At 52.4% G+C, this 26,061-nt stretch carries 25 protein-coding genes; 9 read left to right on the top strand and 16 right to left on the bottom strand.

What is annotated here, in order from left to right:
• Positions 1-41: 41 nt before the first annotated feature.
• The 3 genes from MRY16398_RS12550 to MRY16398_RS12540 form a co-directional block, all read right to left on the bottom strand.
• Complete coding sequence (locus MRY16398_RS12550; protein ID WP_125124097.1) at positions 42-1,217, bottom strand: IS4 family transposase; 1,176 nt, start codon at positions 1,215-1,217, stop codon at positions 42-44.
• A 500-nt stretch (positions 1,218-1,717) separates the two neighbouring features.
• Positions 1,718-2,416, bottom strand: a complete 699-nt coding sequence (locus tag MRY16398_RS12545) for an RluA family pseudouridine synthase (protein ID WP_107223131.1) — start codon at positions 2,414-2,416, stop codon at positions 1,718-1,720.
• Positions 2,417-2,483: 67 nt separating this feature from the next.
• On the bottom strand, positions 2,484-3,374 hold the full coding sequence (locus MRY16398_RS12540) for a LysR substrate-binding domain-containing protein (RefSeq protein ID WP_125124468.1): 891 nt from the start codon (positions 3,372-3,374) through the stop codon (positions 2,484-2,486).
• 285 nt (positions 3,375-3,659) lie between these two features.
• Here MRY16398_RS12540 and MRY16398_RS12535 point away from each other — a divergent pair, with 285 nt between their 5' ends.
• Together MRY16398_RS12535 and MRY16398_RS12530 are read left to right on the top strand one after the other, a co-directional pair.
• Positions 3,660-4,265: a glutathione S-transferase family protein gene (locus tag MRY16398_RS12535; protein WP_125124467.1), complete on the top strand. Its 606-nt coding sequence runs from the start codon at positions 3,660-3,662 to the stop codon at positions 4,263-4,265.
• A gap of 127 nt (positions 4,266-4,392) precedes the next feature.
• A complete protein-coding gene (locus MRY16398_RS12530) occupies positions 4,393-4,743 on the top strand; it encodes a DUF1304 domain-containing protein (RefSeq protein ID WP_041851479.1) in 351 nt (116 codons plus the stop codon).
• A gap of 20 nt (positions 4,744-4,763) precedes the next feature.
• Here the strand turns inward: MRY16398_RS12530 and MRY16398_RS12525 are convergent, their stop codons facing one another.
• Together MRY16398_RS12525 and crrC are read right to left on the bottom strand one after the other, a co-directional pair.
• Complete coding sequence (locus MRY16398_RS12525) at positions 4,764-7,880, bottom strand: multidrug efflux RND transporter permease subunit (protein ID WP_125124466.1); 3,117 nt, start codon at positions 7,878-7,880, stop codon at positions 4,764-4,766.
• 195 nt (positions 7,881-8,075) lie between these two features.
• Positions 8,076-8,483, bottom strand: coding sequence for a colistin resistant protein CrrC (gene crrC, locus MRY16398_RS12520; RefSeq protein ID WP_125124465.1), 408 nt, complete (start codon positions 8,481-8,483; stop codon positions 8,076-8,078).
• A gap of 375 nt (positions 8,484-8,858) precedes the next feature.
• Between crrC and MRY16398_RS12515 the strand changes: the two genes are divergently transcribed.
• Together MRY16398_RS12515 and MRY16398_RS12510 are read left to right on the top strand one after the other, a co-directional pair.
• A complete protein-coding gene (locus MRY16398_RS12515) occupies positions 8,859-9,563 on the top strand; it encodes a response regulator (RefSeq protein ID WP_041851482.1) in 705 nt (234 codons plus the stop codon).
• Complete coding sequence (locus MRY16398_RS12510; protein ID WP_041851483.1) at positions 9,560-10,636, top strand: sensor histidine kinase; 1,077 nt, start codon at positions 9,560-9,562, stop codon at positions 10,634-10,636. Before MRY16398_RS12515 ends, MRY16398_RS12510 begins: the two co-directional genes overlap by 4 nt.
• 10 nt (positions 10,637-10,646) lie before the next feature.
• Here the strand turns inward: MRY16398_RS12510 and MRY16398_RS12505 are convergent, their stop codons facing one another.
• The 4 genes from MRY16398_RS12505 to fdnG form a co-directional block, all read right to left on the bottom strand.
• Entirely contained in the window at positions 10,647-11,561 is a 915-nt protein-coding gene (locus tag MRY16398_RS12505; protein WP_125124464.1) for an ATP-grasp fold amidoligase family protein, read from the bottom strand.
• Between the two features lie 191 nt (positions 11,562-11,752).
• Positions 11,753-12,406, bottom strand: coding sequence for a formate dehydrogenase-N subunit gamma (gene fdnI / locus MRY16398_RS12500; RefSeq protein ID WP_041851485.1), 654 nt, complete (start codon positions 12,404-12,406; stop codon positions 11,753-11,755).
• A complete protein-coding gene (gene fdxH / locus MRY16398_RS12495) occupies positions 12,399-13,286 on the bottom strand; it encodes a formate dehydrogenase subunit beta (protein WP_125124463.1) in 888 nt (295 codons plus the stop codon). Before fdxH ends, fdnI begins: the two co-directional genes overlap by 8 nt.
• Positions 13,287-13,298: 12 nt before the next feature.
• Positions 13,299-16,349, bottom strand: coding sequence for a formate dehydrogenase-N subunit alpha (fdnG, locus tag MRY16398_RS12490; RefSeq protein WP_125124462.1), 3,051 nt, complete (start codon positions 16,347-16,349; stop codon positions 13,299-13,301).
• A 360-nt stretch (positions 16,350-16,709) separates the two neighbouring features.
• Between fdnG and MRY16398_RS12485 the strand changes: the two genes are divergently transcribed.
• On the top strand, positions 16,710-17,279 hold the full coding sequence (locus tag MRY16398_RS12485; RefSeq protein WP_125125659.1) for a TetR/AcrR family transcriptional regulator: 570 nt from the start codon (positions 16,710-16,712) through the stop codon (positions 17,277-17,279).
• A gap of 58 nt (positions 17,280-17,337) precedes the next feature.
• On the top strand, positions 17,338-17,814 hold the full coding sequence (locus tag MRY16398_RS12480) for a nuclear transport factor 2 family protein (RefSeq protein WP_125124461.1): 477 nt from the start codon (positions 17,338-17,340) through the stop codon (positions 17,812-17,814).
• Between the two features lie 234 nt (positions 17,815-18,048).
• On the opposite strand, the gene MRY16398_RS12475 is transcribed toward MRY16398_RS12480, so the two are convergent.
• The 3 genes from MRY16398_RS12475 to MRY16398_RS12465 form a co-directional block, all read right to left on the bottom strand.
• The gene (locus MRY16398_RS12475; protein ID WP_125124460.1) at positions 18,049-18,738 is read right to left on the bottom strand and encodes a VIT1/CCC1 transporter family protein; all 690 of its coding nucleotides are present in this window, start codon (positions 18,736-18,738) and stop codon (positions 18,049-18,051) included.
• A 455-nt stretch (positions 18,739-19,193) separates the two neighbouring features.
• A complete protein-coding gene (locus MRY16398_RS12470; RefSeq protein WP_125125658.1) occupies positions 19,194-19,973 on the bottom strand; it encodes an SDR family oxidoreductase in 780 nt (259 codons plus the stop codon).
• Entirely contained in the window at positions 19,973-20,299 is a 327-nt protein-coding gene (locus MRY16398_RS12465; protein ID WP_125124459.1) for a nuclear transport factor 2 family protein, read from the bottom strand. The genes MRY16398_RS12470 and MRY16398_RS12465 overlap by 1 nt, the downstream gene beginning before the upstream one ends.
• Before the next feature lie 90 nt (positions 20,300-20,389).
• Here MRY16398_RS12465 and MRY16398_RS12460 point away from each other — a divergent pair, with 90 nt between their 5' ends.
• On the top strand, positions 20,390-20,719 hold the full coding sequence (locus tag MRY16398_RS12460) for a winged helix-turn-helix transcriptional regulator (protein ID WP_125124458.1): 330 nt from the start codon (positions 20,390-20,392) through the stop codon (positions 20,717-20,719).
• A gap of 78 nt (positions 20,720-20,797) precedes the next feature.
• Here the strand turns inward: MRY16398_RS12460 and MRY16398_RS12455 are convergent, their stop codons facing one another.
• Positions 20,798-21,343 carry a GNAT family N-acetyltransferase gene (locus MRY16398_RS12455; RefSeq protein ID WP_108701146.1) on the bottom strand — a complete coding sequence of 182 codons (546 nt, stop codon included), beginning with the start codon at positions 21,341-21,343 and terminating at the stop codon, positions 20,798-20,800.
• A gap of 456 nt (positions 21,344-21,799) precedes the next feature.
• On the opposite strand from MRY16398_RS12455, the gene MRY16398_RS12450 reads away from it, so the two are divergent.
• Together MRY16398_RS12450 and guaD are read left to right on the top strand one after the other, a co-directional pair.
• Positions 21,800-22,042 carry an HTH-like domain-containing protein gene (locus MRY16398_RS12450; protein ID WP_041851492.1) on the top strand — a complete coding sequence of 81 codons (243 nt, stop codon included), beginning with the start codon at positions 21,800-21,802 and terminating at the stop codon, positions 22,040-22,042.
• Positions 22,043-22,314: 272 nt separating this feature from the next.
• On the top strand, positions 22,315-23,634 hold the full coding sequence (guaD, locus tag MRY16398_RS12445) for a guanine deaminase (RefSeq protein ID WP_125124457.1): 1,320 nt from the start codon (positions 22,315-22,317) through the stop codon (positions 23,632-23,634).
• A gap of 115 nt (positions 23,635-23,749) precedes the next feature.
• Here the strand turns inward: guaD and uraH are convergent, their stop codons facing one another.
• From uraH to MRY16398_RS12430, 3 genes are read right to left on the bottom strand one after another with little or no spacing between them, the layout of a single operon-like run.
• Positions 23,750-24,073 carry a hydroxyisourate hydrolase gene (gene uraH, locus MRY16398_RS12440; protein WP_041851494.1) on the bottom strand — a complete coding sequence of 108 codons (324 nt, stop codon included), beginning with the start codon at positions 24,071-24,073 and terminating at the stop codon, positions 23,750-23,752.
• A complete protein-coding gene (gene uraD, locus MRY16398_RS12435; protein WP_125124456.1) occupies positions 24,070-24,570 on the bottom strand; it encodes a 2-oxo-4-hydroxy-4-carboxy-5-ureidoimidazoline decarboxylase in 501 nt (166 codons plus the stop codon). The genes uraH and uraD overlap by 4 nt, the downstream gene beginning before the upstream one ends.
• The gene (locus MRY16398_RS12430) at positions 24,548-25,930 is read right to left on the bottom strand and encodes a nucleobase:cation symporter-2 family protein (protein ID WP_071195303.1); all 1,383 of its coding nucleotides are present in this window, start codon (positions 25,928-25,930) and stop codon (positions 24,548-24,550) included. The genes uraD and MRY16398_RS12430 overlap by 23 nt, the downstream gene beginning before the upstream one ends.
• Positions 25,931-26,061 lie beyond the last annotated feature (131 nt).

Here is a 26,061-nt window from a genome sequence, read left to right as displayed (position 1 = left end):
GTCCCCTCTCCCTAGGGGCTGAGAGATCCCCAGTAATATGGTCAGTTCACCATGACCATATTACTGTACTCTTTACCTAACATTTTCAGTGCATTAGCGATATTCAGCCGCCTTAGTATTCCGGGCTCATGCCGCAGAACCTCAACCGCCAGCCTCACATAAGACAGGATCCTTTTGTCTTTTATACTGTTTGCCTGATAGCGCAGGTGGCGCTGCTTTTTCTCCGCCAGATACCCTGCCAGCCACATCACCAGACTCGCCATGGCCGCCACGACGCTCAGTACCGCCAGACGTCCATTGCCCTGGCTGCGGCTCAGCCTCAGTCCGAACCCGAAGCGCGGGCTTTTTTCATCCCGGAAGTTCTGCTCTATCTGCATCCGGCGACTGTACAGCGTCATTATCTGTGCTGGCTCCATACCTGCCACATTGCTGAACAGCAGCCACGGCTCCTGTGCGCTGCGACGATGCTCTCTCTGCGTTTTTGGCATTCCCCCTTTGCCGTGACGGCCTGCTCCCGGGCGTTTCTGCAGATAAAAGTGACCGTAACAGGGCGTGCGGGGTTTCCGGGCCAGGACGCCATAACCCACTCTTACCGGGTATTCGCCGGCATGAAGGTCGCTGATTTTCATCCAGCGTGTATCGCCGTCCATCCGGAAGCACACGAGCCCTCTGACCCGACCGACGAAGGACCAGCCCAGCAGACTGATGTGACGGAACCAGTCGGTGCGAAAGCCGGCATCGGTAATAATCGTGACCGCTTTTTCCGGCGGAACAGCCGCATGGAGGCGGTCGAGGAAGGCGCACTGTATCCTGCTGTTCTGGGCGAGTTCAGCCGGAACGACTTCGCTCATCAGCGGAAGTGAGCGGCCGTTACAGACCAGACTTGCGCGCAGCAGATGCCAGTTTTTATCAGGCCATCCGGTCCAGTCGACAGCAATAACGCAGAACGGCATGAGGGAGGTAATGGCACGGGTGAGCTGCATCTGGATACGGGGAAGGTCGCGGTGAAGGGCGGAGTTACCGAGGGCACGGTCGACCCGTTTGATTTTATTTTTGACGTGAGCGGAACCGGGAAGGGAGCGTCCGAGACTGGTCAGGGTGAGTTCAGCACCGTTGCAGAGCGCAACAGCCATGGAAGTGAGGACATTAATGCGGAAAGAATGAATCCCGCGTAAAGACGAGGAAAAGAATTTCTGGCACACTGTCTTTAAAGGCACGATGAGGTCTCTTCTGATTTGTTAGCGCAACCAGTAGATCACACTTCATCGTGCCTTTCACTTTTTCTGGGGATTCCTCAGCCCTAGGGGAGAGGGTCTGGGTGAGGGGGAAAATGCAGCTCGGGAGGTGGGTTCCGTTCACCGTATGTTCATGGCGACATGTCACCTTCGGACACGTGAACGGGTAAAGGGGAACACCGCGTTCCCCTTTACAATCCCCGCGGCCCCGCAAAGAAATCGGTGCTTCGCACTGCGTTCGCCTCCCGCCCCGCTGCCTGCGGTCGGTTTGACTCGACGTCCTGTCTCGACAAACCTCAGTCCGCCATCCCTGGCGGCCTGCCCTTGTCATCGGGTCTTCGTCTCACCGATTTCAGCGGGGACTCAACTCCCTCGCTGCACGCTCTGCGCCAGGGGGGCACAAAGATGTCGCTGCGGTTGGCATGCGGGAAAATGAGTCAGCCATGGCTAAAAAGGTTGAAGGCGTTCACAGTATCTACTGTTCAGAACGGGCTGGCGTGGCAGGCGTTTATCGGCGCTGCGCTGACCGGATGCACAAAATGCAGTTCGCTGGCGTGCAACATCAGTCGTGGTGTTCGCGCCGTGCCCGGTAGCGTCAGGCCACCATATAGATCGCAGCCCAGAATCGGATGACCCAGGTGCTGGCAGTGAATGCGCAACTGATGGGTGCGCCCGGTCTCCGGGATGAGTGCAACCCGCGTCAGTGGCAGTAACGCCCCGTCTTCCCCTTGCTGATAAAAACGTTCCACGACCCGATAGCGGGAGCGTGCCGGTTTGCCGTGTGCAGCGCAAATCGACATCAGCGGAAAGAGCGCCGGATCTTTGCCGATCGGTGCGTCGATCACTCCGTCGTCATCGGCCAGATGCCCACACAGCAACGCGGTGTAGACCTTGCTTACCGTGCGCTGGCTGAACTGGTGGCAAATCGCGGCATTTATCGCTTTGTTGCGTGCCACCACCATCAACCCGGAGGTGCCGAAATCCAGGCGGTGGACCAGGGTACAGCCGGGGAATATGTTAACCAGCCGGTGATGCACCGAGTCGAGGTTTTGCGGGTTTTTCCCGGAGAGGCTGAGCAGCCCGGCGGGTTTATTGATGAGCACCAGATGTTCGTCCTGCCAGAGGATCTCAATCTCGTCATGGCACGGCGGGGCAATAAAGGTATCGATAATCTCAGACATCAGGCTGCCCGGCAAAAAAGTGAGAGCGGATGATAGCGAATTCTCCGCCGCCTGGCGAATTCGGGCTTTACTGCACCTGTTCGCGCCACAGGGCGATCTCTTCATCAAGCCAGGCGATGAAAAGCGAGATTTCCCGCGCTTTCTCCGCCTGTGGAGAGGTCACCAGCCAGTAGTGCCAGGGATACGGCGCTGTGAACGTCGTTATCTGTACCAGCTCACCCCGCGCGATAGCGTCCCGGACCAGAGAACGGCGCTCCAGCGCAATACCGTGTCCCAGCCGCACGGCTTCAAGGACCAGATTCGAATCGTTGATGCGCAATCCCGCGGGCACAATCTCTTTTTCCAGCCCGGCATTCAGACACCAGCTTTTCCACGACTCCGTCGAAAAGATAATGGCACTCTTCGCCACCTCTTGCGGCGTGGCGGGTAAGTTGCCCTTGTTGTAGCCAGGTGCCGCAACGACAATCAGCTCATCAGAAAAAAGAAAGCGGCTCTCCATGCCTTCCCAGTCGCCCTGCCCCATACGGATAGCAATATCGATGCCCTCCTGTTGCAGGCTGGTGACCGTCAGGCTGGCCTGCAAACGTAATGAAATCAGGGGATATTTTTCGCGAAAGCGCATCAGGCGCGGCAGCAACCAGTGATTGCCAAAAGACGGCACCGTCGCCAGCGTCAGTTCCATCGTGCGCGGCTTTACCTGTACCAGCCGGGTGGCCTCCGAGATGTGGTTCAACGCCTCGCGTATCTGTAGCGCATAGAGCCGCCCCTCTTCGTTAATCTGCACCCCGCGCCCGTGACGGATAAACAGTTTTACGCCAACCAGCGACTCAAGGATTTTGATTTGCTGGCTGATGGCGGAATGGGTCACGTTCATCTCTTTTGCTGCCAGTGTCACGCTACCCAGGCGTGCAACCGCCTCAAAGCTTCGCAGGCTGGCGATAGGGGGGAAATCCGACATAGTGCTTTCCTCAAACACAGGGGCCACCAGGTTAACGTTACTACCCAACTGGCGTTATTACAGCGGCCACTGATAACCCAGCATGGTGTTATGCCCGTTAATTTTAACGCCGTCTACAGGCTGAGCGATAACCGCGCAAGATGTTAGAAACACTAACACATAAGGTTAGAAACCCGTGATATTCGCCCACGACCATTTGCGGTAAGGTCTCTCTGTTTTCGTTACCGGGGCAGGTGTCGCGGTCAATCACTTAATGGCTATTGCTATGTAGGGGCAGGAGTTACGATGAAACTCATTGGCATGATGGACTCGCCTTACGTCAGGCGTGTTGCGGTATCCCTGGAACTCTATGGCATCGAATTTGAAAGTATGCCGCTGTCAGTTTTTCGCTCATTTGAGGCGTTCGCCCACATTAACCCGGTCGTCAAAGCGCCAACACTGCTGCTGGATAACGGCGTGCAGTTAATGGACTCATCTCTTATTTTGCATTATTTCGAGGCCCAGGCAGGCGCAGACCAGAAATTACTCCCTGCGGAGCCTGGCGCGCTGGCACAGGATCTTCGTCTATTGGGGGTGGCGCTTGCCGCCTGCGAAAAAGCGGTGCAAAACATTTACGAGCGCAATCTCAGACCGGAAGAAAAGCAGCATCAGCCGTGGGTCGCGCGCGTGACCCAGCAATTGTTAGCCGCCTGCCGGGTGTGGGACACGCTGCTGGCAGGCCGCGCTGCCGCCCGGCGCCCCGATCAGGTTACCGTCACCAGCACGGTGGTGTGGACCTTTATTCAATCGATGATCCCGAATGTGGTGCTGGCCGACGATTTTAAAAACATTGCGTCACTTGCCCGTTCCTGTGAGGCGTTGCCCGCCTTTAAAAAATATCCCTTATGCTAAAACGGGGCGGGTGAATGACATGATTCATTAACCCGCATCCGCCCGTTAAAACGCAGTGATTTTTCTTCGTTTTTTTATGCCGTTATCTATACTCCAGATACCCTGCTCTTATCCGTTAAGGTTTCTTGTGTTAGCAACTATCCTCATCGCGCTTGTCGCCGCGATCCATGTCTACATTCTGGTTCTCGAAATGTTTTTGTGGGATACCAAAACCGGCCGCAAGGCGTTTAACCTGAGCGCCGATTTTGCCCGCGACACCCGCGTGCTGGCCGCCAATCAGGGGCTGTATAACGGCTTTTTAGCCGCCGGTTTACTGTGGGGGTTATGGCTGGGCGATGCCGGGTTTCAGGTCAAGCTTTTCTTCCTGGCATGCGTGTTGATCGCCGGGGTGTTTGGCGCGGCAACCGCCAGCAAGAAAATCCTCTATGTTCAGGCGCTACCGGCGCTTATCGCGATGGTAGCGCTCTTGATGCAATAAATGACGAACGATGGCGGAGATTAATCGTTCCGGGTCTTCTTGTGTTCCAGGTTTCGCGTTTCAAGAAAGCGGACAATCACGACGAAAAAGACGGGAACAAAGAAAACAGCGAGTAACGTTGCACTGATCATCCCGCCAAACACCCCTGTCCCAATGGCATGTTGCGTGCTATCACTTGCCCCTTTGGCAAGCATCAGGGGCACCACGCCCAGTGTGAACGCTAAAGAGGTCATGAGTATCGGGCGCAAACGCTGTCCGGCGGCGATCAGGGTCGCTTCGATGACGTTTTTGCCCTGGTGCATTAATTGTCTCGCAAATTCAATGATCAGAATGGCATTCTTGGCGGAGAGCCCAATCAGGGTTATCAGACCGACTTTAAAAAAGACGTCGTTCGTCATCTGTGCGACGATGACCGCCAGCACGGCGCCGAGCAGCCCCAGCGGAACAACCAGCATAACCGCGAAGGGAACAGACCAGCTTTCATAAAGCGCGGCGAGCACCATAAACACCACTAGCATCGACAGTACAATGAGCCCCGGAAGCTGCGATGCAGAGGCCTTTTCCTGTAATGAACTGCCTGCCCATTCGCCCGCAAAACCCGACGGTAAGTTTTTTGCAAGTTCCTCCATTGCCGCCATTGCGGTGCCTGTAGATTCACCAGAGGATGCACTTCCGGTAATTCGAATGGCAGGATAACCCTGGTAGCGATTCAATTGCTGCGGCGCGACATGCCAGGCAAGCGTCACAAACGTGGACACTGGCAGCATCTCCCCCTGGCGGTTTTTAACCGATAAATGCAATAGCTGTTCAGGCTGCATACGGAACGGCGCATCAGCCTGAACAATGACCTGCTGAACCCGCCCATTATTGATGTAATCATTGACATAGTTTGACCCCGTTGCGACAGAAAGGGTTTGATTGATTTCATCAAACGAGACCCCCATGGCTTCGGCTTTTTCCCTGTCAATGTTAAGGGCAAGTGTTGATCCCTCCGGCAGGCCATCAATATAGACATCGCTCAAATACGGGTTCTTATTGGCGCGCTGGACGAGATCATCCGCTGCCTTTTTTAGCGCCTGATAACCCTTCCCTCCCCGGTCTTGCACATAATAAGTGAACCCGGATGAGATCCCCATATCAGAAATAGCCGGAGGAAGCAGACTCATGGTTACCGCGTCTGACACACTCTCCATTCTTGATTGGATATGGTCAGCTTCATCCTGTGCGCTTGTCCCTTCTCGGTGTTTCCAGTCCTTGAGTGTGGTGAAAGCCATCGCCGAGTTCTGACCAGAGCCCGAAAAACCAAATCCGAGGATCATGATGTTGCTTTCAATCGCCGGTTGGCTGGCGATTTCCTCTTCAAATTTTTGAACCACCTTGAGCGTACGCTGCATCGTCGCGTCTGAGGGAAGCTGGATTGACGACATAAAGTAGCCTTGATCTTCATCCGGTAAAAACGACGACGGCAATGAAGAGAGCCCCAAAAAAAGCGCCATGCACAGCGCGGCATAGAGCACCATCATCCGTCCGGTCCGTTTCAGAGCAAATCCGAGGCCGGATGCGTAAAACGCAGTAAGTGCATGAAACCGACCGTTGAACCACGCGGAAAACGCGCGGCCTTTGCGGGAGGCATGATGATGGGGCTTTAAGATCGTTGCGCAGAGTGCTGGCGTGAGCGTCAGGGCCAGAAAGGCGGACAGTAAAATAGACACTGCCATAGAGATACAGAACTGCCGATAAATAATTCCGACAGACCCTCCGGCAAATGCCATCGGGATAAATACCGCCGTAAGCACCAGGGTAATACCAATGATTGCAGGCGTGATTTCATGCATAGCTTGCCGCGTAGCTTCCTTCGGGGAGAGCCCCTTTTCTTCCATCAGGCGTTCGACGTTCTCGACCACGACAATGGCGTCATCAACGATAATGCCGATAGCCAGCACCATACCAAACATGGTCAGAATGTTGATGGAATAACCGCTTAATAGCATCACCGTAAAGGTGCCCAGCAGCGCCACGGGTGCCACGATGGCAGGAATCAGCGTACAGCGGATTTTATGCAGGAAAAGCAGCATAACGAGGAAGACCAGAACCATCGCTTCAACGAATGTCTCCACCACCTTCATTATGGAAAGTTTAACGAAAGGTGCCGTATCAAAAGGAACCGTAAATTCCATTCCCTCAGGCAGTACACCTGACAGCTCAGCCAGCCGCGCACGGACACCGGACGCCGTGTTGATAGCATTTGCACCGGGCGAAAGCTGGATAGCGGCCGCCGTTGCGGGTACACCGTTTTCACGTATACCAAAGGTATAGCTTTGTAACCCGGATTCAACGCGGGCAATATCGGCCAGTGTCAGACGCGCACCGGAGACCGCCGATTTAAGGGTGATATTACGAAACGCCTCAACCGAGGTAAGTTGCCCTCTGACGGTGATCGGATAGGTAACGGTCTGACCCGCGACCGCAGGCTCGTCTCCCGTTCTGCCAGGTGAAACAATCACGTTTTGCTGACTCACGGCGGTGAGTACGTCCGTAACAGAGAGCCCGTAACTGTGTAATTTCATGGGATCAAGCCAGATTCGCAGCGCTTTTTCACCGCCAAAGAGCTGGACTTTCCCCACACCCGGCACACGTCGCAGTTCATCCGTCAAATTTCTGGCGAAATAGTCGCTTAAATCCGCTTCCTGATATTCGCCGGTGGGGGATTTTAAACCCACCATCATCAGAAACCCGGAATTAGCGGCCTCAACGTTAATACCATTTTGCCGCACAGCCTGCGGTAAACGCGGCTCTACAATCTTTATCTGGTTTTGCAGGTCCATCTGGGCGAGTTTAATGTCTGTACCTGGCCTGAACGTTACGGTGATCGAAGCCATGCCGGTGGTATCACTGGACGATTCAAAATAGAGTAAGTTATCCCCCCCTGAGATCTCGCGTTCAATAAGCGAAACGACAGAGGTGTTCATGACATCCGGGCTGGCGCCGGGATAACTGAGCGAGATGATAATACCAGGCGGTGCGACCGCCGGATATTGCGCGACAGGCAGTCGGGGGATGGACAATATGCCGGTCAGTACAATAAACAGCGCGACCACCCAGGCAAAAATGGGTCTTTCAATAAAAAAATGCGGCATCAGAAATAATTCCAGTCAACTGACATAACGTTCATAAAAAAATAAAACGGCTCACTAGCCTGCTCCAGGCTACCCGGCGCAAAGTCATCTGCGAAAAATGAATGCCAATGATAAGAAGTTGATATTGACCACGTATGGCAGGTTTATGGAAAGAGTGTGGAGCCAGACATTGTTCTACATTTATGTCTCACTCCATCATTTCATTGTGAAAAAAGTCCAAATCATCCGCATCAATAAGTACACTGGCGTACCGAAGAAAAAAATGCTCAAAAAACACCCATAATAAAATATAAAATCATCCAGACCCGGCATGATATTGAGAAGTAAATTAAACACCAGAATAGTATAAATAAAGACAACAACGACATAGAACGTTATGACGGCTAACTCCTTTAATGCCCCCGGTTTCTTCTGGATGATAAAAAAGAAAAAAGCGATAACGACACACGCAAACGCAAGGGGCAATGAGATGACCGCCACATCCGTTTTTTCTTCAATAGCGTGCGCGACAAACAACCACGGAAAGAGCAATATGCATGACACCAGAAAAAATAAAAAAGAGTCCCAAATTACCTTTTGAAAAATACGTTCAATGTCTTTCATACTGTTTTCCCTGACACAATCTGGCACGCATAAATTACGCATAAAGCGCTGGCTTTAGACGTTATAAATCTTGAAATGAATAGCAATCGGCGTCTGGCCGGGTTTCTCCAGATGAAAATGATTGCATCAGATTGTTGATTGTTTATTTCGGGATTGTGTAGCCAGTATGGAGAAACCCTCACATACTCTAGATCTTTCGGAAAAACACATGAAAATGAAACTTTTTCGAACCGTGGCTGTCAGATTGTTCTTAACAGGGAGTAATATCAGACATGCAAACTTTACGCATATTGTATTCAATAACCTTTAAACAATTACGACATAAGATCTTTTAAGATAGAGTAATTTCTATCATCGGTACTGATGGAAGATAAAATGAACAACGATAACCTGATCATTGTCGCTGAAGACGACGATGAAATTGCCGACATACTGATAAGCTATTTGCAACGCGCGGGTATGAAAACCTTCCGGGCCAGGGATGGTGAGCAGGCAATTAATTTTACTCGCCTGCACAAACCAGACCTCATCTTACTTGATATCCATCTGCCTGTTTATGACGGATGGAATGTTCTTACAACCTTGCGCAAAGAGAGTAACGTACCGGTTATCATGGTGACGGCACTTGATCAGGATATCGATAAACTGATGGGGCTGCGGCTCGGGGCTGACGATTATGTGATAAAACCGTTTAACCCTTCGGAGGTTATTGCACGGGTTGAAGCTGTACTACGCAGAACCAAAGTAAACACAGAGGTTGCAAATACAAGGCCGATAAGAACGCCTTGCCTGACCATTTATCCTGATGATTTTTATGTTGAGATAACCGTCACGGATGAGGTCGTCACGCCGGTGTTGACGACGACGGAATTTAAACTTCTCACCTATCTGGCGCGCAATCCACGCAAGGTATGCTCACGCGAAGAGTTACTTGATGCCTGCCTGCCAGAAGGTGATTCACTGGACAGAACCGTGGACAGCCACATGAGTAAGCTGCGCAAAAAGCTTGAGAATGCGGGGCTCAAAGGGATCCCGGAGAGTATCAGAGGGCTGGGTTACCGCCTGGGTGAGAATAAATGAAAAAAGACCCTATTCTTAGTCGTCAAATATTGACCTATATGGTGTCGCTCACCTTCATCATTATTGCTATCGCCATCCTGGGCTCTTATTTATTTTATAGTTTCTTAATTTACTATCTGCCAGGGGGTGCCCTGACAGGAAATGAAGATGAGATGACCCTCGTGGACTGGCTGTGGATCATGATTGCTTCGCTGACCAGTCTGGTCGTGTCTCTCTTCTTTACGGTGAAACTCTCTTCAAGAATTTTGACGCCGCTAAATGCGGTAGCGTATAGCCTGAAACAGATTTCACAGGGCAATCTTGACGCAAGGGCAACCTGTACAAGCTCTCAATTGGGAGAGATGAATAATCTGGTCAATGATTTCAACGAAATGGCAGAAAAACTGCAGACACTGGATATTCAGCGCAATTTATGGAATTCGGCCATCGCTCATGAACTTAGAACCCCGGTGACTATTCTGCGAGGACGGCTGCAAGGACTGGTTGACGGTGTGTTCGAGCCCGCGCCCGTACTGTTCCAAAACCTGCTTAAGCAAACCGAAGGCCTGGCGCATTTAATCGAAGATCTGCGGGTTGTTAGTTCTTACGGCGGAGCCGGATATACGCTAACCCTCAGTGAGACCGATCTTGAGGTAACGATTACCAGTGTGCTGGATAACTTTTCGCCGGAATTTCAGCGCGAAGACTTTACTATCGCAACCGAACTTGAGCACCAGCGCTGTTTCTGTGACCCTATGCGCATTATGCAATGCCTGACCGTGCTTTTTGATAATGCCTTAAAATACTCATCGTCACGATCGCTACGGGTAAAAAATGGCATTGTCGGGAAAGAGAACGTCATCCTCGTTGAAGACAGCGGCCCTGGCATTCCTGAGGAACTCCACAGTCTCTTATTTCAGCCTTTTCAACGTGGAGAATATGCAAGAAAGAGTCACCCTGAGGGGTGTGGCTTAGGATTATCGGTGGTCAGAGCGATCATGCTCGCCCACGGCGGGAATGCAACTTACACCCTGACACCAGAAAATCACTCAATTTTTACACTGTCGTGGCCGGTGAGCCAGGACCAAAAATAACAATGCAGGCTCAATTGAGCCTGTTTTTACACAGCGTCAGATCCCACATCTCCCCTAATTTTACGTTCCAGCTTGCAGGGGTGATCTTTAGCTTCCCGCGCCTGGGGCTTAATGTTATTTCACTAAAATAGATTTCATCCCCTTGCAACATCAAATCGACACGACCATAGTCAATCTCTCCTGCCAGTTCCTGAGCCGCAATAATAGCGTTATAGAATAATGTTGGCTCCTCAACGGCATCAGGTGTGTTTGGGTATTCCATCTGGAAAGGTTGAAGCTTCCATGATCTGTCATAAACATTAATGTACTCATTGCCGTTTTCATCGGTAAAATCGGCTTCAACAAAACAAGCCACACCATGAAAGCAGTGTATTCTTAACATTTCTGGCGTCTGTTTTTTCACTGTCCCAGAAAAAATATCGATATACTCTTCGCAGAGAATAACCGGTGTTATAGATTTGTACTGCCATTCTCTGGTGGTGTAATACATGTTTTTATTGAGGGCTAGTTTTAATTTATTTAATGCTTTCGCAGGCTCAAATCTGCCTTTATCGGTACAAATTACCGCACTTCCACTGTCATGATTGCATTTTAACACAAAGCGTTCGGGTAACTGGCTAAAGTCAATATCTTCCACACTGTGATAGACGCCAATCAAGGGGATGGTTTTAACCCGTTTGGTTCTGGCATGGACATATTCTCTAACGGCGAGTTTATCCGCCAGTAATGTATAAAGAGGGTTGCGATCAAATACCAGACGATGACAAATTTTCTCACTCAATGTCACTGGCTTCATCAGGTTTGACGGGCGTTCGGAAAGTTTGTTGAGCGCGGCTGTATGAAAGTAAAGATCCGTAGTAACAAACACCCTGCTTTTTCGGATTAAATATTCAGCGTATTTGAGAATGTAATTAAGTTTATTCATGGTTCCTCCTGGGCACAGTCGATATTGTGTCGGAGGATGATTGATTTATATTGTTCAGTTAATGGAGAGAGTATGGAGCACGCGGCGATAAATCATACGTGTCTATTTAAATGCCAAAACCTGCGGGTTTTCTGAGGTCAAACGCAATGCCTTACAACAGCGACCACCGCAGCGCAGTGGTCGCCATGACATTATAAAGATTTACCCTCTTGCGCCTTATTTTCGGCCGCTTCAACGTCACGATACCAGCGCGGATGATGCTTCTTCGCCCAGCGGCGGCTGACTTTGCCTTCAATCATGCCTTTAATCGAGCCTTTCACCCAGAACGCCATATACATATGGATCAGAATGGCGTGAATCAGCACAATCGCGGCCGTCGCGTGGATTAATAAACTCCAGCGCACAAAGGTGATGGAGAAATAATGGGCAAAATAGGGTCGCCAGATAATAACGCCGGTGATCAGCAGCACAAAAATCAGGCTCATGATGCTCCAGAACATCATCTTCTGCCCGGCGTTATATTTCCCGACATCCGCCACTTTATGCTCGTTACCTTTCAGTACCTCAATAATCCCTTTAAGCCACGGGATATCCTGCTTATCAGGAATGTTGTGATGCACAAAACGGACAAACATAAACATCAGCAGAACGAAAATCAGTACGCCGAAGAAGGGATGCAAAATGCGCCCTACCTGCGGCGTCCCGAAGGTTTCGGTTAACCATTGCAGGGTGGGGAAAAAGAGCGCGATGCCGGAAAGTGACACCAGAAAGAAACTGATCACCACCGTCCAGTGACAGGCGCGGTCAATAAACTTTGTGCGCAGGATCATTTTGCTTTTACTCATGTCCCTTCTCCTCTTCGTCGTCATCCGTCTCTTTGTTCGGCCCTATTCCCACATAGTGGTAAATCAGCCCGGCAAAGGTGGCGATAAACCCGGCAGCGGAGAGCGGTTTGAGAACGCCTTTCCATAAATTAACCGGCGTGGAAATCTGCGGGTCGTTTGGCAGGTTGTGATACAGCGCAGGCTGGTCCGCATGATGCAGAACATACATCACGTGCGTGCCACCCATGCCTTGCGGGTTATAGACGCCCGCGTGGTCGTATCCGCGCTTTTTAAGCTGCTCCACGCGGGTTTCGGCCACGTTCAGCATCTCTTGTTTGGTGCCAAACTGAATCGCCCCAGTCGGGCACGTTTTCACGCACGCCGGTTCCTGGCCGACGCTGACCCTGTCAACGCAAAGTGTGCATTTATAGACACGGTTATCGTCCGGGTTCAGCCGTGGGATGTTAAACGGACAGCCAGCAATGCAGTAGCCGCAGCCAATACAGTGCTCGGACTGAAAATCCACAATCCCGTTGGCGTACTGAACGATCGCCCCGGCAGACGGGCAAGCCTTAAGACAGCCAGGATCTGCGCAGTGCATACAGCCATCTTTGCGAATAAGCCATTCCAGTTTGTCGTTCTGCGTGGTTTCGCTAAAACGCATCACCGTCCAGGACTTCGCGCTCAGGTCGGTTGGGTTGTCATACACGCCGTTGCAGTAGCCCACCTCGTCGCGAATATCGTTCCATTCAGAACAGGCGACCTGGCAGCCTTTACAACCAATACAGACGCTGACATCGATAAGTTTTGCCACTTCCGCGCGGAAGTCCCGCGCCTGAGGCGGCGGCGTCAGCCCGTTGGTTGCGGAACGCTTGATAACATCTTGTGATTGCATAGCCATAGGTTCCCTCCTTTACACGCGCTCGATGTTAACCAAAAACGCCTTGTACTCCGGCGTTTGCGAGTTGGCATCACCGACCGATGGCGTCAGCGTGTTGGCAAGGAAGCCTTTGCGCGTTGCCCCTTCAAAACCCCAGTGACAGGGTATGCCGATCGTATCCACTGGCTTACCGTCTATGGTCAGCGTCTGCAGACGTTTCGTCACCACCGCTTTCGCTTTGATAAAGCCGCGTTTCGAACTCACTTTCACCGTATCGCCTGCCGCAATGCCTTTTTTCTGTGCCAGCGCTTCACCAATTTCAATGAACTGATCGGGCTGAGCGATGGCGTTGAGACGCGCGTGTTTGGTCCAGTGGCGGAACAGTTCGGTAATGGAATAGGTGGTCGCGACATACGGGAAGGCGTCCGCTTTGCCCATATTGGCGATATCATCATGGAAAATACGCGCCACCGGGCTGGAAACCACCGCCGGATGCAGCGGGTTAGTGCCAATCGGCGACTCAATCGGTTCGTAATGTTCCGGGAACGGCCCGTCGTTCATTTTGTCCAGGGAGAACAGGCGCGCCACCCCTTCCGGGTTCATGATAAACGGCCCGACATGACTGCCCGGTGCGGCCTGGCTGTAATCCGCCACGTCCATCCCGCTCCACTTTTTGCCATCCCAGTGCAGCAATGCACGTTTGGCGTCCCACGGTTTCCCTGCCGGGTCGGCAGAGGCGCGGTTATAGAGGATACGGCGGTTTGCCGGCCACGACCACGCCCAGCCCGGCGTACAGCCAAGGCCATACGGATCGCTATTATCGCGGTTGGCCATCTGGTTGCCCTGCTCTGTCCAGCACCCGCAATACACCCAACAAAAGCTGCTGGTGGTGCCGTCATCACGAAGCTGGGCAAAACTGCTGAGCTGCTGGCCTTTTTTGACAATCAGTTGCCCCTTGTCGTCATAAAGATCGGCCAGCGCCATTCCGTTCGCTTCACGGGCAATCTCTTCCGGATGCGGATCGTACGGGTCTTTATAGTTCCAGTTGATGTTCATCAGCGGTGCCGGGTTTGCGCCCCCTTCCTGCTGATAAAGCTCACGCAGGCGCATAAACAAACGCCCGAGGATCTTGCCATCGTGCAACGCTTCGCCTGGTGGCTCCGCCGCCGCCCAGTGCCACTGTAGCCAGCGCCCGGAGTTGGCAATCGAACCGTTTTCTTCGGCAAAATAGGATGACGGCAGACGGAAGATTTCCGTTTGGATATCCGCAGGATTGACGTCATTCATCTCCCCGTGGTGCTGCCAGAAATTCGACGATTCCGTTACCAGCGGGTCAATCACTACCATGTATTTCAGCTTTGAGAGCGCGCGGGAGGATTTGTTTTTATCCGGAAACGCCGCCAGCGGGTTAAAGCCCTGCACGATGTAACCGTTAATCTTCCCTTCCAGCATCAGCTCGGCCTGGGTCATCACGTCATAGAGGCGATCCCACTTCGGCAGCCAGTCATAACCCCAGTTGTTCTCTGCCGTTGCATGCTCGCCCCAGAAACTTTTCATCATGCTGATAAAGAATTTCGGTGTGTTTTGCCAGTAGTTCACTTCGTTCACCCCCAGCGCAGGCGGGGTGATTTGCGAAATATAGGTCTGATAATCCGGCTGTTTTTCCGACGGCAGCGGCATGTAGCCGGGAAGATTGGTCGACAGCAAGCCAAGGTCGGTATAACCCTGAATGTTGGAGTGACCGCGTAGCGCGTTGACGCCGCCGCCCGCCATACCGATATTCCCGAGCAGCAGTTGTAGCATGGCCGCGGCGCGGATGATTTGCGCCCCGGCGCTGTGATGTGTCCAGCCCAGCGCATAGAGGATGGTCGCGGTGCGATCCGGCACGCTGGTGCTGGCAAGGATCTCGCAAATGCGGTTGAAATCGGCCAGTGAGGTGCCGCACAGGCGGTTGACCATTTCCGGCGTGTAGCGTTCTACGTGTTTTTTCAGCAGGTTCCAGACGCAGCGCGGATGGCTTAACGTCTCGTCACGCAGCGCGTTGCCCTTTTCATCCAACTGATAGAACCAGCTCGATTTATCGTACTGGCGTTTTTTCGCGTCATAGCCGCTGAACACGCCATCTTCAAACTGATAGTCGTCGCGGATAAGCAGGCTGGCGTTGGTGTAATGGCGCACGTAGTCGTGTTGAATGCGATCGTTTTCCAGCAGATAACGGATGACGCCCAACAGGAACGCGGTGTCCGACCCCGCACGGATGGGCGCATAGAGATCGGACACGGCGGCACTGCGGTTAAAGCGCGGATCGACCACCACCACGGTGGCGTCATTTTTCGTTTGTGCTTCAACGACCCACTTAAAGCCCACCGGGTGAGCCTCAGCGGCGTTGCCGCCCATGATCAGCACCACGTTGGCATTTTTAATATCCACCCAGTTGTTGGTCATCGCACCGCGACCAAAGGTGGGTGCCAGCGCGGAGACGGTCGGCCCGTGGCACAGACGCGCCTGGCAATCGATAGCGACCATCCCCAGGCTGCGGGTAAATTTGCCGTCGAGAATGCCGGTCTCATTACTCGCCGCCGAGGAGCAGAGCATGCCGGTGGTGGTCCAGCGGTTGACGGTCTGCCCCTGCGCATTTTTTTCGATAAAGTTCGCGTCACGGTCATCTTTCATTAACCGCGCAATGCGGTTAATGGCGTCATCCCAACTGATACGCACCCATTTATCCGAGCCTGGCGCACGGTATTCAGGGTATTTCAGGCGCGTTTCACTGTGAATATAGTCCAGCACGCCTGCCCCTTTCGGACACAATGAACCCCGGCTTACCGGGTGATCCGGGTCGCCTTCAATATGGTAAATGCTTTCTTTAACGTTTTTGGCCGTATCGCCAAGGCTGTACATCAGCATGCCGCAACCGACTGAGCAGTAGGTACAGTTATTACGCGTCTCTTTTGCTTTTAAGAGTTTGTATTGACGTGTTTCCGCATGAACGGAAAAAGATGATAAAAATCCGAGAGATGCAGCAGTGGTTCCTGCCATACCGCCCGCGCAGATTCGAAAGAACTGCCTCCGGCTGAGCTCCATGTATCCTCCAGCTTAAACTTAAGACATGAAAAGGGACGGAGATTATAGGGTCAATCGAAGCGGGAAACCATTACTCTTATGTGGTTATTGATACAGGTCAATTTTTTGATTGTATTGAAGAAAAAGGAAACTGATCGCAACGGGTTATTTGCGTGGTTAAACGCCTGTTTCGCCTTATCGCTTTTTAAAAAGATCGATGCAGGAAGCGGCTGTCCCCGGCAAAGAAACGCGTCGCCGGGTGGCATCAGCGACCTGCGTTGCGCAGCACGGCAAGCAGCGTCTGCGTTGGACGGGAAGCGGCTCAGTAACTTTTTGCAGATAAGTGTTGACGAGGTAGAACGATCGTTCTACCTTTATCACATGAACAAGACGCCAGGCACTACCCGAGAAAAAATCCTGACTACCGCTGAACAGTTGATCTATCAGAACGGTATCCACGCCACCGGCATGGACCTTCTGGTTAAGACCTCAGGCGTAGCAAGGAAAAGCATTTATCGCTATTTCGCGACCAAGGATGACGTGGCAGCCGCCGCGTTGAATGCGCGTGATGAACGCTGGATGCAGTGGTTCAGAAGAGAATCTGATAAAGGCGATACGCCTCAGGCTCGCATTCTGAATATGTTCAGCGTGCTCAAGAGCTGGTTTGAGTCAGACGGTTTTCGCGGTTGCGCATTTATCAACACGGCCGGAGAAGTGGGTGACCCTGACGATCCCGTCCGCCAGATAGCAAAACGGCATAAACAAAAATTGCTCGATTACACGCTCGAACTCACTACGCAACTAAACATTCAACAACCGGCCGCGCTGGCCAGACAACTGCTGATTCTGATGGAAGGCGCCATCACCCTCGCCTATGTGATGGGGGATAACAGCGCCGCCGACAATGCAAGGGATGTTGCGAAACTTTTGCTGGAGCAGGCCCCTGCATAAGGCCTGAGTAACAAAAACGCTTTCTTTTGAAATATCCACATTTGCAGGAGACGTAAGCATGCCCGATATTCAACCTCGCCCGCCCCTTCCTCCTTTCACGCGCGAATCGGCGATTGAAAAAGTGCGCCTCGCAGAAGATGGCTGGAACAGCCGCGATGCCGAAAAAGTAGCGCTGGCCTACTCGCTGGATACACAATGGCGTAACCGCGCTGAATTTGCCAATAATCGTGAAGAGGCCAAAGAATTTCTCAGCCGCAAATGGAAAAAAGAGCTGGAGTATCGCCTGATTAAGGAGTTATGGGCGTTTACTGACAACCGTATCGCCGTGCGGTACGCCTATGAATGGCATGATGATTCGGGTAACTGGTTCCGCTCTTACGGCAACGAAAACTGGGAATTTGAAGCCGATGGCCTGATGCGCCGCCGTTTCGCCTGTATCAACGATATGCCGATTAAAGAGAGTGAGCGCAAATTCCACTGGCCGTTGGGACGTCGCCCGGACGATCACCCAGGTCTTTCGGAGCTGGGGCTGTAAAGTTATCGCTTATCTTATGTGAAGACCCCGGTCAGGGTTTTAACCGGGGCTTTTCTCAATTCAACATGAACGGTAAATGTTCATAAACGTCATGAGACCCGTCCAGTGAAGTGAATTATCTTATCGCGTTATGGGTAGCCCCATGATTGACGTTTGCCCGGCAACGTTGCCGACCCGCCAACTGTTTTCAACGGTTCACTGATACTGTTTCTCTTTCCAGAGAATTAACGCGCGCTAAAACAGAGCTTGCCCGGCAAGATGACCGATTCCCATAGACAAAACCATGGCCATAGTGCTCCAGAAGGTAATCCTGATGATGGCCCTGACCGGATTGGCTTTGCTCACCGCCGAGGATATATAACCCAGGACCGCAAGTGATAACAGGGTCGAAAGAATAATAAAGATCGAAACCAGCGCTGTGGGAGCGAGCCAGGCAACGATGAGGGGCAACGCCGCACCAGCAGAAAAGCTCCCAGCCGAAAAGAGGGCCGCCTGCAAAGGCCGCGCAGAGTTCGTAGCTGTCAGCCCAAGTTCTTCCCTGGCATGGGCATCAAGCGCATCTTTCTTCATAAGCTGCTCTGCAACCTGCCTGGCAATGGCGGGCTCCAGCCCCCGGTGCATATACAGGGAAGTCAGCTCCTGTACCTCTCCCTGATAATCTGTTTCCAGTTCCTTTTTTTCCTGGGCGAGCGCCGCGTTTTCTGTATCAGACTGAGAGGAGACGGAAACATACTCCCCGGTTGCCATCGACATTGCCCCAGCCACCAGCCCGGCAACACCCGCCAGTAAAATCGCTGAAGGCTCAGGCTTTGCAGACGCCACCCCAAGCACAAGACTGGCAGTGGAAACAATGCCGTCATTCGCCCCCAGTACAGCAGCCCTCAACCATCCCACGCTTTCAATGCTGTGTCGTTCAAGATGCATGTTTCTGTTTTCCAGTAAATGTGCAGGTTAATAACACCAGTATTGCTCATATATAAAAATGCGCATTCCACGATTGTGGCTATTCAATCTTAAGATTGTATTAACGCTGAATAATAGCCATCCGTTAATCCGCAGGTTATATTATTCAGGATGTTGTTGGTGAAATGATAATAGATATCATAGTCGTTCAGTGATTATACAAAAAAGGTTATTTTTAATTGTTTTTTTAATTAAAAAGATGCTGGCTGGTTTATTTTCAGGAGTGCAAGTTTTATTGGCACACTCGAAGAGTGTTGCCGCCATGGTGACTTATCTGGCCGATCCGTCAGGGATATCACCGGCGGCGTTTTTTACTATCGCGGGCGGGCTGAACCTCTAATTTTTGCTTTTACACCGTAAAAGTCCGGCTTACGAATGGTCTTAATCGGCTCGAATACAAGCCGATTAAGCCAGGGTTACACTGTTGGAACGGTGCCACCATCTATCACATATTCCGTGCCGGTGATGGCCGCGGCATACGATGACGCCAGAAAAGCAATAAGATTCGCCACTTCAAGAGGTTTTGATGGGCGCCCCAGCGGGATCCCACCGAGTGCCTTCATAATTATCTGCTTTCCGCCTTCGTAATCGGTTCCCGCCTGCTGCGCCAGTCGCTCCGCCATTGCCACCGAGGCTTCTGTTTCAATCCAGCCGGGGGCAACGCGAACCACGCGAATGCCTTTTGGCGACACCTCTTTCGACAGGCTTTTGCTGTACGCCGAGAGCGCCGCTTTGGCCGCCGCGTAGCCGGTTGTCGATTCCGGTAACGGCAGCTCACGCTGGATAGAGGTGACGTGGATAATGACCCCACTCCCCTGCGCCAGCATCCCTGGTAGCAGTGCGCGATCCAGGCGTACCGCTGGCAGTAAATTAAGGTTGAGTTCCTGCTGCCACTCCTCTTCGCCCAGCGCCGCAAACCCGCCGCCGGGCGCCGTAGAGCCCCCCGCCACATGAATGATGACGTCGACACCCCCCAGGTGTACTTGCACAGCTTGCGCCACGCAGGCACAGCCTTCTACCGTGGTGAGATCTGCCGCCACGAAGGCATCGGCAACAGATTCCGTCGGTACATGACGCGCGGTGGTTAACACTGTGGCACCCAACTGTTTTAATAGCCCGACGACCGCTTTGCCGACGCCTTTGGTGCCTGCGGTCACCAGCACGCGTTTGCCCTGGAAATCAAGTTCTAAGGCCATCATACAATCTCCAGTGTATTGATTTTGTCACCCACCAGCCCGAAGGCATGCCTGAGCGTTACCGGGCTGCCGGGAAAATTGCCGACAACCTTCGAAGTGACGATGGCCCGCTCGCCTTCGCTATGCATTTCAAGCGGCTCAACGCTGTAGTCAAACGCGGCCTGCGCGGCACGTTGCCATGCCGCGATCGCCGTGTGCCCGTGATGGGTTTTACCTTCATCTTTTACAATAGCGTCGGTGGTAAAACAGTGCTGAACGCTGGCGATATCGCCGCCATTACTTATCGCAAAATAGGTCGCAATAGCATGCGGTAATAGTAAAGACATGGCTCCTGACTCCCGTTATTTACAGTGCGGGTATATTCAACATAGACTGTGAAATTAACAAGTACGCACGAAAAAGTGAGCTACTGAATTATGAGTAAGTTATATACGCCGGAAACTGCCGCAAGCGGCGTGGAACAGGTTCTGCGCCTTCTCGAAGGCCGCTGGAAATTAATTATTCTTTTTCATTTGTTCGATGGAAAAGTACAGCGCTATTCCGATTTTGAAAAACTGATCCCCGCTATTTCGCAGAAGATGCTCGCCCAGCAGTTGCGACAACTGGAGTCCGATGGTCTCGTCTCGCGCACGGTGTATCCGCAAGTGCCGCCAAAGGTAGAATATCGACTCACCGAGTGGGGCCAGGCGCTTTGCCCGGCACTCGATGCAATGCTCAAATGGGCTGAAAAACGCGAGAACTGCTGAGCGGTGAAGCCTTTGATAACGCGATAAAGCGGTATGCCAGCACCCTTGCGTTGTTTCTTTTTTGACTGTTCCTGTGAATTAATTCTCCGGGAGAACAAGCGAATTGAGAACGTGATCCTGCCACTTACCGTTTATTTTGAGATAAGAACTGGCATATCCCTCTTTAATAAACCCAAGTCGTTTAAGGGTATTTGCGCTGCGTAGATTATCAGGAAGGTGATTCGCCATAATACGATGCAAACCATAATGTTTATGGATATGGTGAATCGCCTCGCTGAGCACTTCCTGCATCAGGCCTTTACCCTGATAAGCGAGATCAATTGAAAACCCAAGGTAACACGCCTGAAAAACGCCATAGACAAAATTAGTAAAGTTGACGTTGCCAATTATTTTCTTCTCGCCTTGCATCGTAAAGACAATTGACAGATTTTTCTTTTCTTCGAATTCATTACAAGAGGCTTTTATCCTGGCGATAATGTTTTCTATGGAAAAGTACGCTTCATCGCGTAAAGGTTCAAAGTGCGAAAAATAGTCTCTGTTGTCCACGATATAACGCTGAAAGCTTTCAGCTAAATCTTCTGTTAATAACCAGGCATCAGTTCGTTGTGTTGAGAATAATTTCACTTTCCGTCTTCCGGGAAATTAATGGGGGAAGTGAGTGTATTGCTTAATTCCCTCTATTTCAAACATTTCAAATATTCACACCATGAATATAAAGTCTTCCCCCGCGTATTCTTATTTTATTATTCTTAGCGACCACGTTACGTGAGCCCCTGTCCGGGCTCTTACATAATGCCGATATCCATGGCCGTACGCTGGGTTTCGCAAGAGGCGCAAAAGCCACAGAGCGCCGCGGTCCTTCTGTCAAAAACGGCTGCTATAAACGCGGACACAACAAAAAATTTGTACCATAGGGGCCTGCGGACAACGAGGTGAAAAGGCATAAGAAGCTGCTAAAATTTACAACGAGGATATATCTTCATAATGTGGAGACAATACCTTCCATTGATCACTTGAATATGTGTTAAAAGTAAATGATTCTCAGTATTGCTTAGCAGCGAAACAATTAAGGCTTACTTAATGGATAATCAGGAACAGATTTATGCAGAGATTAAAAAGGCTCTGCGTGACGCACCACCTCGCGCTAAATCGGCTGAAATGCACCTGCAACTTATTAAATATGCTGATGAGTTGAAGCATGTCCCTAGCGACGTGGTGTGTGACCGAATTGGCGTCAATCAATCATTCAGAACAGTGGTCAGTAAAATGATTAAAATTGTCAATCGCCTGAAAGCAGCCGGGCTGGATGTTTCGAAAATTTGAGGGACTTTAGCCGTGACGTCTCTGATGGCGTGAAAACAAAACCCAATCAGCTTGCTTTTAATTGTAATAAAAGCGTCTCTTTTCGCCGTTAGCACTGACCCCGTGTGCACTCCCGGAAGATGCACACGCGCGCTTCTCACCACTGAATACCGGTTTTTCACACTTAAACTACAACCCGGTGTAAGTGGGTTCCACTCCCCACGCCTCGCCATACGCTGGCACTCATCTTGCATTACTTTTTTACCCGTACGGAAACAATGAAGGCAGAAAAGATGATTGACTACCATGTCGCGATTCGCGGTGCGCTGTTTGATATTGCCCAGGTCTGCGATAACGCAGACGATATCGCCCTTAATGCGCGTTTTATTGAGGACGGGCTGCTGTTTATTCGCGACGGAAAGATCCAGGCGCGAATGACCTGGCAGGAGGGAGAACAACATCTGGATGCGCAAAAAGGCTACACCGACAGGCGCGGTAAGCTGCTGATGCCTGGCTTTATCGATGCCCATGTGCATTACCCGCAAACGGAGATGATTGGCGCGTTTGGCGAACAACTGCTGGAGTGGCTGACCACCTACACTTTCCCGGTAGAGAGCCAGTTTGCCGATGAGGCTTACGCGGCAGAGATTGCCCGTTTCTTTATTGGTCAGTTGCTAAGCCACGGTACCACCACGGCAATGGTGTTCTGCACGCTGCATCCGGAGTCGGTCAATGCCCTGTTTAGCGAAGCGTTGCACCTCAACATGCGCCTGATCGCCGGTAAAGTGATGATGGATCGCCATGCACCCGATTACCTGAGTGAAACCGCCGAAGAGAGTTACCGGCAAACACGTGAGTTGATCCAGCGCTGGCAACACCAGGGCCGACTGGGCTACGCCCTTACGCCACGCTTTGCGCCGACCTCGACACCCGAGCTGCTTGATGCGGTGCGCCGTTTGCGCGAGGAATTTCCACAGACCTGGCTACAGACGCATTTAAGTGAAAACCCTAATGAGGTGGCGTGGGTGAACGATCTCTGGCCAGAGCATGCGCGCTATCTCGATGTTTACCATCATTATGGGCTGACCGGCGAGGGCAGCGTATTTGCGCATGGCATCCATTTGCATGATGAGGAGTGGCAGTGTCTGCATGATACCGGCTCCGCGGTCGCGTTCTGTCCAACCTCGAATCTGTTTCTCGGCAGCGGGTTGTTCCGCCTGCCCGCCAGTTGGCAGTACAAGGTACGTATGGGCATTGGCACGGATGTAGGCGCAGGCACCACGTTCAGCATGTTACGTACGCTGGGTGAGGCCTATAAAGTGGGCCAGTTGCAAAGCTATCGTCTGCGCGCCAGCGAAGCGTTTTACCACGCCACCCTTGGCGGCGCTCATGCCTTGCGTCTGGACGATAAAATTGGCAATTTCGCCGTCGGGAAAGAGGCCGATTTTGTGGTTATCGACCCGGCAGTCACGCCGTTGCAGCGCCTGCGTAACGAGCGCAGCAAGGATATTTATGAGCAATTGTTTGTGCTGATGACCCTCGGCGATGAGCGCAATATCAGCGAGACGTGGATTAATGGCCAGTGTGCATGGGGAAATGAGGACGCGCAGTGATACCTTTCCCGGGTAGCGGCGCAAGCGCCTTACCCGGGCTACCCTACCGAACGTAGCCCCGGTAAGCGGTAGCGCCACCGGGGGGAGTCAGCCGCACGTGAAAACGCAGCCAAAATTAGCTCCCGCGATAGGTTGACCAGCCGCCGGGAGCAATTAAAAACGGCAGATGGAAATGTTCCTCTGCCCCTTGCGCAACCACAAAATCAATTTGCGCGCAGGGAAACAGCGTCACCACATCCTGCTTCGCAAACCACTCCCCCGTCTGCGCCACCAGCCGGTAACGCCCCGGCGTCAGCGGCACGGGAAACGCACCAATTCGCCCATTCCCGTCGGTGATTCCCTGTGCCAGCACGTGCTCATCACGCGCCAGAAACACCGTCACACCGGGTGCCGGTTTGCCGGTAGAAATATCAAGAATATGTGTACTGAGGCTGCTCATTCGCCAATCGCTCCTGCCAGTCGTAATAAGGTAATTTCCCGTAACTGCTCCAGCGCCACCGCCGTCTCTTCGGCATCACTGTGGGTCAGCCGCTGCCTGAGCGCTTCTAAGATCTCTTCAGCGCTGCGCCCTTTGGCGCGAATCAAAAAGACCCGGCCAAAACGCGCTTCATAGTCTGCATTTCCCAACCGTAGCGCCTCGGCCAGTTGCCTATCATCTACGTTCACCGCCGACTGCTCCTGGCGCGATAACACGGCATGCGCCTGCTGCCCGCCAGGTTTTTCGCCAATACGTGGATGCGCGCTCAGCGCCTGTTCAAGCTCGGCGCCTCCCCAGGATTGCGTCAGCGCCTTCGCGGTGTGGTGCAACGCGGCAAGACTGGCAAACGGACGCGCGGCAACCAACGCCGCCGCCCAGCCAGGGAGCGCAACGCAAGGCTGTAACAGCGCCATCGCGGCATCAGCTTCCAGTTGATTAAAGTGATTCAGCGCGATCATCGTGACTCCTTGTCTTCGCAGCGGTAGCGGGTTTTTCTTCCGGAATAATCAGATTCAGCACAATCGCCACCAGACCACCGCAGGTTGCCGCCGAGCCAAACAGATTACCGATAATCGCCGGGAAATGGGCGAGAAAAGCGGGTACGGCTTCGACGCCCATACCGAAACCAAACGCCAGCCCGACAATCAGCATGTCGCGGCGGGTTAACGGGTTCTGGGTAATGATGCGGATCCCGGCCGCCACCACGCAACCAAACATCACCATGGTCGCGCCGCCCAGTACCGGCAGTGGGATCTGGCGCAGAATTTCACCAAACGGCGGAAACAGCCCAAGCAGAATCAGTACCACGCCGATATAGCGCCCGACAAAGCGGCTGGCGACGCCGGTCATCTGGATGACGCCATTGTTTTGCGCAAAGGTCGTATTCGGAAAAGCGCAGAGCATCGCCGCGATCATACAACTGATGCCATCGGCGAGGATGCCGCCTTTCAGCCGTGAGCGAAAGGCGCTGTCATCAATTGGCTGGTGAGAGATAAGACAGTTGGCGGTGAGATCGCCTACGGCTTCAAGAATACACACCAGTGACACCAGCGCCACGGGCAGGAAAATGGCGCCATTGAACTGAAAACCAAACGGGAACAGCGCAGGCAAACGAAACCAGGTATCGCCCAGGCCATTGAAATGAAACTTACCGGCAAGCGCCGCCGCAATACAGCCTACAGCAATGCCGACCACCACAGACGAGAGACGCAACCAGCGGTTCTTCGCACAGCTCAGTAATACAATCACCGCCAGCGTGCCTGCGCCAAGGGCGATATTGCTCATGCTGCCAAAATCTTTCGCCTGCACACCGCCGCACCAGTTATTCACGCTGACTTTAATCAGGCTGATACCTATCAGGGCAATCACGCTACCGGTAATGATAGGTGTAAAGATGCGTTTGAGCGGCTCAATAAAACGGCTGACGATAATTGGCACCAGCGCGGCAACGACATTCACACCAAACAGCATCGCCATCACATCCTGGGCGGTGCCACCCTGCCCTTTGACCCACATCCCACCAGCGATAGCCACGCCGAGAAACGCAAAGCTGGTGCCCTGCATGCAGATCATCCCGGCCCCAATGCCCCATACGCGGTTGGATTGTAAAAACGTGCCAATACCCGAGGCCAGCAACGACATGCTGATGAGATAAGGCATCCACTCGCCCAGCCCCAGCGTCGCGCCAATGATGAGCGGCGGCGTGATGATCCCGACTAACCCGGCCAGCACATGCTGTAACGCACTGAAAAAAGCGGGCAGCGGCGGGATCCGCTGTTCCAGCCCGTACAATAAACCGTTGTTTTTTTCATCAGACATGGTCTTGCATCCTGTTATTTATGAGCGTCAACGGCCTGATGCACAAAGCAGGCCAGAGTCAACGATCCCTGCCATCACTGTGAAACTTTAGATTCCTGACATTCAGTAAAGAAATTTTTGATTCACAAAAA

This window comes from Phytobacter sp. MRY16-398 (assembly GCF_003925915.1).
Lineage (GTDB): Bacteria > Pseudomonadota > Gammaproteobacteria > Enterobacterales > Enterobacteriaceae > Phytobacter > Phytobacter diazotrophicus.
This window is presented reverse-complemented; position numbering and strand designations above follow the sequence as displayed.